The organism is Anaerobutyricum hallii (assembly GCF_900209925.1).
Classification (GTDB): domain Bacteria; phylum Bacillota; class Clostridia; order Lachnospirales; family Lachnospiraceae; genus Anaerobutyricum; species Anaerobutyricum soehngenii.
On sequence record NZ_LT907978.1, the window covers coordinates 2,562,162 to 2,575,284 of the forward strand.

At 38.5% G+C, this 13,123-nt stretch carries 10 protein-coding genes; 1 reads left to right on the top strand and 9 read right to left on the bottom strand.

The features are described from left to right. Positions 1–187: 187 nt before the first annotated feature. From EHLA_RS11640 to EHLA_RS11655, 4 genes are read right to left on the bottom strand one after another with little or no spacing between them, the layout of a single operon-like run. Positions 188–838: an HD domain-containing protein gene (locus EHLA_RS11640; RefSeq protein ID WP_096240956.1), complete on the bottom strand. Its 651-nt coding sequence runs from the start codon at positions 836–838 to the stop codon at positions 188–190. A gap of 31 nt (positions 839–869) precedes the next feature. Next, the gene (locus tag EHLA_RS11645) at positions 870–2,891 is read right to left on the bottom strand and encodes a S8 family serine peptidase (RefSeq protein ID WP_096240957.1); all 2,022 of its coding nucleotides are present in this window, start codon (positions 2,889–2,891) and stop codon (positions 870–872) included. 29 nt (positions 2,892–2,920) lie between these two features. After that, complete coding sequence (locus EHLA_RS11650) at positions 2,921–3,901, bottom strand: tRNA dihydrouridine synthase (RefSeq protein ID WP_096240958.1); 981 nt, start codon at positions 3,899–3,901, stop codon at positions 2,921–2,923. After that, on the bottom strand, positions 3,901–5,370 hold the full coding sequence (locus tag EHLA_RS11655) for an aminoacyl-histidine dipeptidase (protein WP_096240959.1): 1,470 nt from the start codon (positions 5,368–5,370) through the stop codon (positions 3,901–3,903). Before EHLA_RS11655 ends, EHLA_RS11650 begins: the two co-directional genes overlap by 1 nt. Positions 5,371–5,603: 233 nt before the next feature. On the opposite strand from EHLA_RS11655, the gene tsaA reads away from it, so the two are divergent. Beyond that, on the top strand, positions 5,604–6,377 hold the full coding sequence (tsaA, locus tag EHLA_RS11660) for a tRNA (N6-threonylcarbamoyladenosine(37)-N6)-methyltransferase TrmO (protein ID WP_096240960.1): 774 nt from the start codon (positions 5,604–5,606) through the stop codon (positions 6,375–6,377). On the opposite strand, the gene EHLA_RS11665 is transcribed toward tsaA, so the two are convergent. The 5 genes from EHLA_RS11665 to EHLA_RS11685 all read right to left on the bottom strand — a co-directional run bounded on the left by EHLA_RS11665 (position 6,352) and on the right by EHLA_RS11685 (position 12,911). Further along, positions 6,352–6,867, bottom strand: coding sequence for a GtrA family protein (locus EHLA_RS11665; protein ID WP_096240961.1), 516 nt, complete (start codon positions 6,865–6,867; stop codon positions 6,352–6,354). The genes tsaA and EHLA_RS11665 overlap by 26 nt on opposite strands. Before the next feature lie 187 nt (positions 6,868–7,054). Further along, positions 7,055–8,920 (bottom strand): C69 family dipeptidase, encoded by a 1,866-nt coding sequence (locus tag EHLA_RS11670; protein WP_096240962.1) that lies wholly within the window; start codon positions 8,918–8,920, stop codon positions 7,055–7,057. 256 nt (positions 8,921–9,176) lie between these two features. Beyond that, positions 9,177–10,538, bottom strand: a complete 1,362-nt coding sequence (locus EHLA_RS11675; RefSeq protein ID WP_096240963.1) for a hypothetical protein — start codon at positions 10,536–10,538, stop codon at positions 9,177–9,179. A gap of 139 nt (positions 10,539–10,677) precedes the next feature. Then, positions 10,678–11,550: an N-acetylmuramoyl-L-alanine amidase family protein gene (locus tag EHLA_RS11680; RefSeq protein WP_157908595.1), complete on the bottom strand. Its 873-nt coding sequence runs from the start codon at positions 11,548–11,550 to the stop codon at positions 10,678–10,680. A gap of 80 nt (positions 11,551–11,630) precedes the next feature. Then, positions 11,631–12,911 (bottom strand): zinc ribbon domain-containing protein, encoded by a 1,281-nt coding sequence (locus EHLA_RS11685; protein ID WP_096240965.1) that lies wholly within the window; start codon positions 12,909–12,911, stop codon positions 11,631–11,633. Positions 12,912–13,123: the final 212 nt, after the last annotated feature.

A 13,123-nucleotide genomic window follows, 5' to 3' on the forward strand; every position in this document is an offset into this window, starting at 1 on the left:
GACAGCAAATTTGTCTCAGTGGGAGTCCAATCTCCGACTGAGATAAACGCTCCGCGAGGATGCGCAGTGATTCTGTAAAGAATATGTCAGCTTACGCTGACCAGAATCACGCGCCAAGTCTCGCAGCAGCTCGACTTGAATTACACTCCTTCTTCTTATTAACACGAAAGCTACTTACCTTACATTATTATTCCCGAAGAGAATCATCTTTTATCGTACCGTTTTTCAAAAATGGTTCTACAAGCTTCTCCCACTCGTACTGCCATAATACCTCAGAACCCTTTGGTGTATCTTTCTGACGCCCCATAAACTGGCTGAGATATACTCCATGTTCCTTCCAGGCTTTCCCGTTTGTCGCAGCATTTAGTATGACCGGCTGCAAGTTATCCATCGTATGTGCAAATCTGGATTCCGGTGTATTCTTTGCCTCGAATTCTTCCCAGATTGCTTTTAACTTTGCTCCCTGATCTTCCGGCAAAAGACCATACAGCCTTTTGGCTGCCTTCTGCTCTCTTTGAGCCTGAGTCTTCTTTCCTTCTTCATCATAAGCATATGTATCACCGGCATCAATTTCAACTACATCATGAAACAGTACCATGACCATTGTTTTTAATACATCAATCGGTTCATTGGCATATTCTGATAGAAGGAACGTCATTAATGCCAGATGCCATGCATGTTCCGCATCATTCTCTTTCCTCTTTCCATCTGATAAATAAGTCTGCCTGCCAATAAACTTTTCTTTATCCATCTCGCGGATAAAGTTGATCTGCTGTTCTAATCGTTTTGTCTGTTCTGAAAATGTATTTGTATTTTCCGATTGTTTTTCTGTATTCATTCTTACTTTTTTACTCTCTTCTAAGGTTTCCTTAACGTATTCTTATCTTTCGGATTTCTGACCAGCCAGACCAGGATTTCACCCCAGCCTTTTTATAAGAATAGCGCACCCGAAAATAATATACTTTCTTTTTTAACTGTTTAGTAATAAGGCTCCCATTTTTACGGCTTACCGATACTTTTTTTGCCTTTTTAAAACGAGCGTTTGTCGCATACTGAACCTGATACGTTGTTGTGTATGTTCTTTTTTTCCAGAAAACCTTTGCTTTTCTTTTGGTGTTGCGCCGTACCTTTACTTCTTTCAGTGGCTTTAAGAAATATGCTTTCTTTACTGAGCTGAATCCTCCAAACACGCCCCCGTTATATGCCCGTACTTTATAAGAATACTTCTTACCCTGCTTAACCTTTTTATCAATGTAAAAATCTTTTGAAGAAGACACGACCGCTACCTTTTTCCATGATCCCTTATTCTTTCTTCTATAAACATAATAGGAATCTGCACCGTATGCCTTTTTCCAGCTAACTTTGATTCCCTTCTTTACATTGGATACACTTTTCAGTGTTGTACGGAAAATAACGATATACCGCTTATGGGAGATTCCTCTTTGAAACAGATTCGTCATGATCGGACAGCCCCATCCATAATAACTGTCCTTTCCTTTGGAACCAAGATCCCTGCAGTATAATTTTAATTCCCGATAAATACCATCTACCGATAAATTAGACTGCATCATTTTTAAATAAGCAATCGCCGCTGTAATATGAGGTGCTGCCATAGATGTTCCTGACATTGTCGCAAAGTTCCCTTTATAGTAAGCGCTGACAATACCACTTCCCGGAGCCGTAAAGTCAATGGCACTTCCACGATTGGAATAATTGGCAAGCTGCTGGCTTGAATCAATTGCTGAAACAGCGATCGTTTTACTATAGCAGGCTGGATAACAATAACGAACATCCACACCTTTACTTCCACCTTCTCCATTACCGGCAGCGCAGCAAATAGGAATCCCTCTATTATATGCCTTATCAATTGTCGAATCAAGATAATCATATAAGCTGGCATTCACATCAATAAATCCCATACTCAGATTTACGACATCTGCATTTTTGCTGACAGCGTACTGCAATGCTGTCTTTATCGTCAGCAAAGAAGACTTTCCTTCATTATTAGATACTCTAAGTACTAGCAGTTCAACATTTGCCGGTGTAGCATCTGCGATAATCCCACTTACATGGGTACCATGTCCAAAGGTATCCTGTACATTATGATTATTCCCAAAGAAATTATAACTTTGTGAAGAAACTTTTCGTCCTGCAAATAAAACATTGGAAGTATCAATTCCTGTGTCAACTACCGCAACAGTGACACGTCTTGTATACCCGTTTGAAGCAGCCTGCTTCTTCAATTCATTCAATCCCATATAATCGCTTCCCCAGGAATAGGTTCCCTGGCCATTCTCTCCCCCCTGAGAAAGAGGAAGTCCCATCGTAGAATCTTCAACAGAAACTACTTTATCCGGATAACAGGATGAATAAGTCCGGCTTAACTGCTGAAAGGCTTCTTCCGTTTTTTCCTCTGAATCATACTGTAAAATCGTTTCATGATCCATTTCATTGACATAAACTTCTGATGCACCACAAGTATCCTTTACCTGATCACTTTCCACAATAAGACGCTTCGTCTGATATGGTGCGGTCACTTCTAAATCTCCGTCCGTATTCTCTTTAACTTCATATACGCCATCCTGCTTATCAAGATAATTATCTAAAACATCTTCTGACTTTGTTATACTCTTTGCTTTTGAAGAACTAACATCAAATGTATCTGAAACCTGTTCCTGTTCTCCATCTTTTTCCATCGTATCTGTTCCCGGAGTAATTACCATTTTTTCAAAGTAATCATCATCCCATGTATCTGATATCAAAGCGGATATCTGTTTATAATCCGTAACATCCCGTTCTATTCCTGATACTTCTGCTGCATCTGTAATACGAAAAGAGAAAAAAACACACAGTATACAAATCATCGTTACAACTGTTATTTTCTTCCACATGTTATTCACCTCCGGGGATATACCATAATCTACTGCACTCCTGCTTCTCGGAAAAGAGCGTTCACGATCGTACGGTATTCCGCAACTGTCTTTGCCTTCTTTATCTTCTTTCCATACTTCTCACATTCCGGGAAAAGTGGAATCATATAAGACCATACTTCTTTTAATTTAAACAAAACATTTCTTCCGCCAGACATAATATATTCATATCCATAGCACAACTCATCCAGAAATGCCTTCCATCTGGCATAATCTATGTCTTCTTTTGAAAATTCTAAGCTTTTGTCTCCTGCACAGTCAAAACTTTCTGTAAGCTGAGGATTCGCGATCATTCCCCGGCCGACCATCACAGCCGACAGTTTAGGAAATCGCTTTGTTACTTCCTGTATATCCTGCGCACAAAATATATCTCCGTTATAACAGACTGGATGTATACTTTGTGAAAAACCTTCTGCAAAAGCCTCGTAGTTTACCGGATTCTTATAGTAATCTTCTCTTACCCTTGCATGAATGATCACTTCCGAAACCGGAAACTGATTATACAGAGAGATCAAGTCTTTTATTTCTTCTGGCTTCTCCATGCCAAGTCTTGTCTTTACAGAAACAGCTAGGTTCACTCCCGAAAAAACTTCATCAAAAAAAGCTTTCATCCCATCAAGATCTGACAAAAAACCACTTCCCTTTTTCTTAGAAACAACCGTTCCGGATGGACATCCCAGATTAAGGTTCACTTCCTTATACCCAAGCTCTCCCATCATCTGTGCCACTTTTATAAAATCTTCTGACTTATTCGTAAGAATCTGCGGCACAACTACGATATCCTGATTATGTTCTGGCAAAATGTCATTCTTCTCTCTGGTATTTAAGCCTTTTTTCGGTTTTGGGGTCACAAACGGAGTAAAATATTTATCTACTCCATGAAAAAACTTATGATGTGCATTACGATAAATATACCCGGTAATCCCTTCAAGAGGTGCAGCGTAACACTGCACCTTATGTTTGTTTTCCACTATTTAAGCCTCTTTAATACTTCTACAGTATATTCGTAAATTCTCTTTGTACTTGAAATGGAGAGACGTTCCTGTGGTGTATGAATGTCAAAAATGTCTGGTCCATAAGATACACAATCAAGACCCGGCATCTTCTCGGAGAATAATCCGCACTCAACACCAGCATGGATTACTTCCATTACAGGCTCTTTTTTATACATTTCACGATAAGTATCTCCCATTAAAATACGGAGCTTGGAATCTTCTACATATTCCCATGCAGGATAATCACCGGAACGGCTTACCTTTCCGCCAAGACTTTCTGTCAAACATACTAATCTATCATAAAGCTCTTCTTTCTCACTTGCTACGCTGCTTCGTACAGAAAATACAAGAGAAACGGTATCTGCTTTTGTTTCTAAAATACCAGGATTTAAAGAAGTCTGTACAAGCCCTTCCATATCCTTACTCATCTTCTGCACACCCCAAGGGAATGTACGAAGTGCTGTGATTACTGCATTACCACAGACATCCGTCATAGGAAGCACACCGTCAACACTTTCTGCATCCTCTTTAGAAAGCTCTAAAAATCCTTCAATAGACATGCCTGCATCTGTCTTATGGTATTCTTTTTCAATGATTCCCTGCTGTTCCTTAAGGATATCCATGAAAAGATCTTCCTGACCCGGTGCAAACATAAGGATTGCTCTTGCACTTCTTGTAATCGCATTATCTTTTAATCCACCATCTACAGATACAACTGTAAAATCAGCCTTTTTCTTTAATTCATAAAGAACTCTTCCAAGAACAACATTCGCATTCGCTCCCTGTTTCTGAATCTCTACACCGGAATGTCCACCTGTCACGCCACTTACGTGAATAGAAACCAGCTTACCGTTCCAACGTCTTCTCTCTGCCGGGAATTCACAATCCACTCTCATTCCTCCGGCACATCCAACAAGAAAATGTCCCTCATTCTCAGAATCCAGATTCAGCATAAGACGAGACTTCAAAGAAGAACAATCCATTGCTACCGCACCAAGCATACCAATCTCTTCATCTACAGTAAATACTGCTTCGATCGGTGGATGTTCCAGCGTATCATCATCAAGAATCGCCAATGCCATTGCTACCGCAATTCCATCATCTCCACCTAATGTAGTTCCTTCTGCATAAATATAGTCACCATCGATTGCTAAAGATAATCCATCCTTCTCAAAATCAATCGTACAGTCAGCTTCCTTCTCACATACCATATCCAGATGTCCCTGAATAATTACCGGCTTGGAATCCTCATATCCTTTTGAACCATTCTTTAAGATAATAATATTATTCTCCGCATCCTGATGATATGCCAAACCTCTTTCTTTTGCAAAATTCACACAATAATCACTGATTGCTTTTGTATTCGTTGAGCCATGTGGGATATTGCAAAGCTCCTCAAAATAATAAAACACCTTTTCTGGCACTAAGTTGTCTAAAACTCTCATTTTTATCCTCCTATATTTACCGGACATTTTTCGCTGCTTTATGTTCTAAAAATTATCCATTCATTCCGGCATATTATTACTTATTATAACTCAAATTCTATCTTTACGCAATTTCTATCTTGTCCCAATTAGCTTTTTTGCACTTGTATTTGTAAACTTAACCCACTATACTAAAAATATGAACGAAATTACGACAATACAAATATTTAAGGAAATTATTGAGGAAATCATTTATGGAACAAAAACAATTTTCACCTACAGATTCACATTTTAAACATAGTTCTTTTCAACATTCCCCCAGCACCCCTGCCGCTTCATTATCACTGCAGCCGATTGCCTATATTCACTCTGATTTTTCAGAAAAATTTGGCATTCCACGCCAAAGCGGTTTAGTAAACAGCCTGCAGGCTAAAATCGTATTTACAGAACCATTTCGCAATCAGGACTGCATCCGCGGAATCGAAGAATTCTCCCATCTATGGCTTATTTGGGGGTTTTCCAAAAATCAGCGTGACAAGTGGACACCAACCGTCCGCCCGCCAAGACTCGGCGGAAATAAAAGAAAAGGAGTATTTGCCAGTCGTGCGCCTTTCCGCCCAAACCCTCTTGGACTATCCTCTGTACGCTTAGAAAAATGTATCCCCACTTCTCCGGAAGGACCACTGCTCTATATTTCCGGTGCAGATTTATTAGACGGTACTCCAATCTACGACATCAAACCATATCTTGCTTTTACCGATTCCCATCCGGAAGCTTCCGGAAGCTTTTCCACAAAAGCTTTAGAGCACCGTCTTGTCATCCACTGTCCTGAAGGATTACTGCACCTTATCCCCATAGAAAAAAGACAGTCTCTCTTAGACTGCCTTTCCCTTGACCCACGACCTTCCTACCAGCATGATCCAGAACGAATCTACGGCATGAACTACGCAGGTTTCGATATTCACTTCAAAGTAAATCATAATGATCTCTTTGTTACAGAGATTATTCCTTCTCACGAAATACAATAAGCTTACTGATAATATAATTCAGTACAACTACGACAAACTGTGCTGCAACCTTTACTAAAATACTGTTGAAGTGCAGTTTGTTAATAAAGATCAAAAGAATCACTTCCTCGACAACTAATGTAAACAAACGTCCGCCAAAGAAATTGATGATTTCCAAAAACACTTCCTTTACTCCATGTCTCTCTGCATTAAATACCCATATTTTATTCGTTACATAAGCAAATAATACCGCCAGAATCCATGAAATAATATTCGCTACAAGAGGATTCATATGTAATGCCACATCACAATAACTATAAGAACCAATACTGATGACTGTAGTTAACCCTCCAAAAAATAAATATAACAATACTTCTTTATATTTATAATAAATGCTCTCAAAAATATTCAATCCCGGAAGCGCCATAATCTTATCAAAAATATCTTTCTTTTGTATGTTCTTTTCTACTTTCTTTTCTATTTGCTTTTCTATTTGCTTTTCTTGTTCCATCTCTATTCTCCCACTATTTTTTCTAACAATACACTTGTGGAATCATAACATAAGATTTATTTTTTTTCAATAGACGAAAAATAACTTTCTCCCTTACAGTAAACGTAAAAGAGAAAGTTATTTTTCTGTTTTTGATAAATTTGAAAGGATACTGATCTATACTATTATATTCTACTTACTTCGTAAATTATTTCTTAATAACTACTTTCTTTATAAGACTCCATTTTCCATAAACTTTTGTCTTACCATCTAATTTGTAAGCTCTTGCCTTGATATAATAAGTCTTTTTCTTTTTCAGCTTTCTGATCGTCTTTGTAATCTTTGTGGTAGAAACTTTCTTTGTCGCTTTCTTTGTAAAGTTCATATTTGTAGAGTACATAATTTCATAACCACTTGCCTGTGCCACTTTTTTCAGATTTACTTTTGCCTTTTTGCCTTTTAAAGCTTTCGCTCTTACTTTTACACGAGCTGGTGCAGCTACCTTCTTTATCTGTGTATCCGGCTTTGTCACAGTTATACTCTCTGCCTTCTTAGCCGGTGCAGCTACCATAGATAAATCATAAGTAATATCATCTGCACTTAAACTGGATACTTCATATGTTGTTCCATCTGCTTTACATGTCTGGATATCTGCATACAGTGCCTTGGCAAAATCCATTGTTTCATCACCAATCGCGATACCCAGCTTTGTTGCATAATATTCTAAGTTTGCTTTGTCGTTCTTGTAAACATTAAGCATCTGTGCATTTACATTTTTCTGAAGTTCTTCCATCTTTGTCATATATGCAGTATAGAACTGTTTTACACCTTTTCCATATGCCGTTCTATTATCCCCATCTTCACATAAGAAACCTACATTACGGAAAATCCAATAAGCAGCACGGGAATTATAATTGTGTGCTTCCATCTTATATGCTCTTGATACATCTGTTAATAATGCTCCATAGAATGGTACAAATGTTGACATATCTGCATTACCCATACATACCCACTGTACCGTAGCAAGTTCTGCCGGCATAGATGAATCAATCTGGAAAATATGACATTCCGCTGAGGACTTCACGCCAATTACTCGTGAAATATCTCTTCCGAAGTTCATGTTCTCATAACGATATCCAGCTAATTCATATAACTTTTCTACAGTAACATTCTTAACATTAATGAAAATATCCTGATAATCATCTGTATAAATGGCTGTGTTATCCTGTCCGTTTAACAAATACTGTCCACCACGAATTCTGTCTGCATTCCCAGCACTATATCCCTTACCTGTGTAAGATAACTTCACATTAATATCGCCCTTTCCGTCCTGTGCTGGAACATAGAATCCATTATTCTTTGCAACTTTTACAAGGTTTGGAGAAGCAATAACATTCTCTTTATCACTTAAATCCACATCTCCGATGACCAGACAGTTTGGAATAACTGCTGCTTTATTAGAAGGCATTTTAATTGCACAGTAATTATGACCCAATAACATTTCGAAATACCATACTTCATTCTTATCTGCTATAAAAAGTCCATTCCCTTCGCCTGCACCAATTGTATCCATTACATCAGCTAAAATCTCCACACCTTCACGTGCTGTAGATGCCTGACAGAGAATATAATCTGTAAGATTCTCTTCTGTAATACCTGTATTCTTTACATATGGATCGTACTGTCTGATACTCCTTGCAGCAGATGCTGATGTCGTTGCAGACATTGTAACACCTTTACTGTTTGTACCGAATTCTCCAAAATATCCATCTTCATCTCCCTCATTATCACGGCAGATCGTATAACGGTACGTTGTATCGACTTTAATCGGTGCCTGAAATTCTGTCGCACCTGATTCATCTTTATATACTGCATTCTTCCCAACATGTTTGGCCTGAATTACTTTATAAACTTTGTCCTTACGGGAGGAAATATCCTCTGTTCGTCCATACATCGTTGTTCCGTCTTTTGTACAATCTTTACCTACATAATAAGATGTACATGCCTTTGCCGGTAATGCTGTAAAAAGCATCATACCTGCAATAGAAAGCATTGTTAACACTAATTTCTTCATCTTTCTCTCTCCTCTACTTCAATAATATCAATACTATCCCACAAATCGTTTAAAAATGAAAATCTTCGTATGCTTCTTTGCATTTTTATGTATATTTTGTGGTCTTTTCTATGTATAATAATACTTTATGCATAATTAGTCAATATTTTTTGCATAATTATTTACACAATCACTGTTTTGCACAGTTATAAATAAACAAAAAAACAGAGAACTTAATCAACACCTTATCTTGTTGATTAAATTCTCTGTTTCTCTCTTATTCTTCTGTTACTGTATCTGTTGTTTCCTGAGAGAAATCTTCCACAGTATTCCCTTCTTCTGTCGTCTCTGTCTCATTCTTTACTGTTCCGGTATTCTTTTCATCTTCCGATGCCGCTGTTGTAGCGGAACTACTTGCTGTTGTGGCTGTCGCTGTACTTTCATCCACCGCTCTTTCCAATGTGATTTCCGATACGGATTCTCCGTCCGCCATTGGCATTTTAACGGTATCTTCTTTTATCCTCTTGCTTGTATAGCAGTAGATTCCATCCGCATCTTTTTTAAAGCCGGCCTTCTTTAATTCCTTTTCCGTACTGCTAAAAGTCAGATTACCCGGCAGCGTAATCTGCCCATCAAACATTTCCTTACTAAAAGAAAGCTTCGTTATGATACAATTACTTACCTTCTGATTCTTATCACTCATATTTCGAATAATCACGCCAATCTTCTTTCCATCTGTATTCGTAAGATAAGCATCTTTTTCAAGCTTTCCTCCCGGAACAAGTGTCGCATTTTCATTTCGAAGTGCCTCTAACTTCCAGCCATCCTTTGTAAAATCGGATACCTTTCCTAATAATTTATACTCTTTATCTCCTACTTTTACAGAAGAGAACATCTTATCTGTGTTCACTACAACACCATCTTCGTTCTTTGTCTGTAATGCCTGTTCCTCCGAAGCCTGTTCTGCCTGCTTTTTCTCCTTTTTCAAGGCAGAAATCTGCGTTTTTAGCTTCTGATTCTGTTTCTGAAGAGACTGATTCTGATAACCTAAACCGGCAATAATAAGTACAAGAACAATTCCGATTCCAGCAGCAAATACTTTCCCCATATTGCCTGACTTCTCTGTTTTATCTGATTGTTCCTCACTTCCGGCTTTTTTTGTTTTTTCTGTTGTTACTTCTTTAAAATCTACTTTCTTAACTTCCGGATGCTTCTCCTGCGTTTCTGGTGTATTCTCAGGATCTGGTGCTGCCTTCTTATCTTGACGTCTCTTTCTCCTATGGAACATCGTTCCCTCTTCATCATCTGCACCTACAACTTCCTGTCCTACCTCTTGTACCAGCTGTTCTACTTCTTCATCACGACTTAATCTTCTTCTCCTGCCTCTTCTGTTTTGCTTAGATTCTATGTCTGACTCTGTCTTCTCTTCATTACTGTCCGAATACAATCCGTCATTATCAGAATATATACCGGAATCTCCTGCAGCATTCCTGTCATGATGAATAGCTTCCCTGTCTTCTGACATGGACTCTACATTCTCGCCTTCCTGTTCTTTCATGTAAACCTGTGTATCATCCAATTCCTTATCAGACAACATAATCCAGCTCTTCATTGTTGACTTTATTGACTTATCTTTCATTCTCTCAATCCTTTCACGAATAAAATACTGCCAAAGGCTTTTCCTCTTTTGCGAAAATCGACATTATTTTTTCGTTTATTATAACACATTTATGCCACAAAAAAACAAACTTTCGTTACGAAGTTTTTCTTTTGTTTACTTAATCACAGGAAATATGCATTGAAATCACGTTTTCATTGATATCCTTTGTTATCTGGTCAAATGTTTCCATATCATAGGGCAGTTGTTTACTTTCTTCGCCATAATATGTCTTATAGCTAATCTCATTATGCTTTGCATTCCCATCAACTACATGTACAAGCTTCTCCTTATACTCTTTCAAAGGTTCCAACAGACATTTTCCATGATTCACTGTATCTTCCTGGCTTTTCTTAACCAACTGATAATACCTGGCAATCCCCGTTGCATCTGCACAGGCAAGACTTTTCAACTTCTCATCACTGCTCAGATACGCTTTATAATCACTGTTACTGTCAATAAAGGCATGTTCTACAAGAACAGTCAGCATATCATTCTCTACCCCGCCTCGGATAATTGCATAATAATCTGCAAGCACTTGGTTTGGATAGCGTTCATCCGCCTCGGAATCCCGCGTCAAAATTCCCTGATTCGTAAGTCCAAGCTTCGTAAGTTCATTTAAAATATTACAGGAAAGCTCTTGTCCTTTTCGCGCAAGAGCATCTTTATAACCATCTTTTGCCGCAAGCACTGTACAACCATGATCATATGCCGCACATGGACCAGCCGCGTTATTATGAAGACTAATCAGTGTATCTGCTCTTTTCTCTACCGCAAACTGTATCCTCTCCGGAAGTTCTATCTCTTCATCTCCCGTCCTTGTAAGGTAAACCTCTGTATTCTCATACGATTCAAGCTCCTGTTTCAAATATACAGCAATCTTTAAATTTAAATCCTTTTCCTCCACCTTTTCATTATCCCTTGCCGCCCCGGACTGACTGCCTCCATGTCCCGGATCAAGAACAAGCACAAGAGGCTTTTCCTTCGCCCGCACCTCTGTTTTCTCTTTAAAACAAAAAACTGTACTTATCACAAAAACTATTAAACACGTAACGATAACATACTTTCGCATTATTATTTTTTCTTCCCCATATCGTCTTTCAAAAATTGCTGATATGTCCTTGGGCGATACGTTCCTCCGCTAAAAGAGCAGTAACGATACACACAATCCACAACATAATCAATCGCATTATAATCATCCTTCATATCCGGATCCGGATATGTAAACTTCAAAATATAATTCTTCTCCCCATCATTTGCTGCAATAATATATACCCCTGTCGTCTCTGAAGAATCTACGGAAGCCCCGATCAGGGTGCGCGCCATTCCTTCGCTGTCCGTCCTTGTCGGCTGCATCTTAAAGTAAATCTTATTTACCTGAGAGGAAAATCTATCATAAAGCTGTTTCGCATTCTCTAATGCATTCCCTTCATTCTCCTCTGTATAAACAGCAAGTTCTGCTTTTTTCTCTTCGCTGCCTTCTTTATATGTAAGACTGTACGATGTCCCTGATGCATTCACCTCACTGTGATTAAACAAATACTTCGGATATCCAAAGCTAAAACTTCCATCTTCTGAGATTACTGTATTATATGCATCCGTACTGAGGCATTCCTCCACACTCATATGCGAATTCTCTGTATCCTCAAGCATATGCTCTGCTTCCTTCTTATCTCCTGTCTTATCTGAAGTGGTGTTATCTGTAGTTTTCTTATCTACCTCCTTCTTATCTTTACCACCCTTTGACGGAGTATTCTTCTTAGAATCAGAAACAGAAGAACTTTTATGAATACTGTCTATCAGCATCTCCGGAAATCCACATTTATAAAGCGCAAAACCTCCGGCTAAAACAATAAATAAATAAAGCAGAAACGGCATCGAAGACTTCTTCTTTTTTTGCGATTTAGCTTCCTGTCTCTTTTTCGTCGATTCCGATGCCGCCGTTCCTGAGCTAGCATCATAACCTCGATATAACTTCTTAGCTTCACTCTCCTCCTGCTTTTTCACAAATTCTTTCCATCTGCGCTGTTCCTCTTCATACCGCCTGCGCGATTCTTCCATGATACGCTGTTCCTCACGCCGCTTACGTTCCGCCTCTTCTCTGGCATAGTTCTCCTCAAGAAGTTTTCGTTCCGCTTCTTCCTTTGCCGCCTCTTCTCTTTGTCTCTCTTCTTCTTTTTTCTTTTTCTTTATCTCTTCGTACTCTTTATCATCAATCTCTCTATAGTATGCATCTTCCGTTTCATTGTTATTCTTCTCTTTTGCAGATACATCCTCTCTCTCTACCTCTCGTCCACATCCTGAACAAAATCTTGCATCATCCGGCAAGTTGGTACCACAAAATCTGCACTTCATACTGGGTCACCTCTCTCATTCCTTCATGTACTCTTTCAAATTTATATTATAACAGGAAATGGAGAGAATGGGGGATTAAATACTAATTTATTTGAGGGGCTAAAGAAACGAAAACCAGAAGGAAATTAGTATTTTCGCTTGAGGAAGAATAAGGGGATTGTCCAGAAGGCTATGATTTTTAATCAGAGAACTATTTATCCATAAGAAAATAA

Excerpts from the sequence above, each read along its gene's own strand:
- EHLA_RS11640 (WP_096240956.1), bottom strand. The coding sequence starts at position 838 with ATGAATACAGAAAAACAATCGGAAAATACAAATACATTTTCAGAACAG.
- EHLA_RS11645 (WP_096240957.1), bottom strand. The coding sequence starts at position 2,891 with ATGTGGAAGAAAATAACAGTTGTAACGATGATTTGTATACTGTGTGTT.
- EHLA_RS11655 (WP_096240959.1), bottom strand. The coding sequence starts at position 5,370 with ATGAGAGTTTTAGACAACTTAGTGCCAGAAAAGGTGTTTTATTATTTT.
- tsaA (WP_096240960.1), top strand. The coding sequence starts at position 5,604 with ATGGAACAAAAACAATTTTCACCTACAGATTCACATTTTAAACATAGT.
- EHLA_RS11665 (WP_096240961.1), bottom strand. The coding sequence starts at position 6,867 with ATGGAACAAGAAAAGCAAATAGAAAAGCAAATAGAAAAGAAAGTAGAA.
- EHLA_RS11670 (WP_096240962.1), bottom strand. The coding sequence starts at position 8,920 with ATGAAGAAATTAGTGTTAACAATGCTTTCTATTGCAGGTATGATGCTT.
- EHLA_RS11675 (WP_096240963.1), bottom strand. The coding sequence starts at position 10,538 with ATGAAAGATAAGTCAATAAAGTCAACAATGAAGAGCTGGATTATGTTG.
- EHLA_RS11685 (WP_096240965.1), bottom strand. The coding sequence starts at position 12,911 with ATGAAGTGCAGATTTTGTGGTACCAACTTGCCGGATGATGCAAGATTT.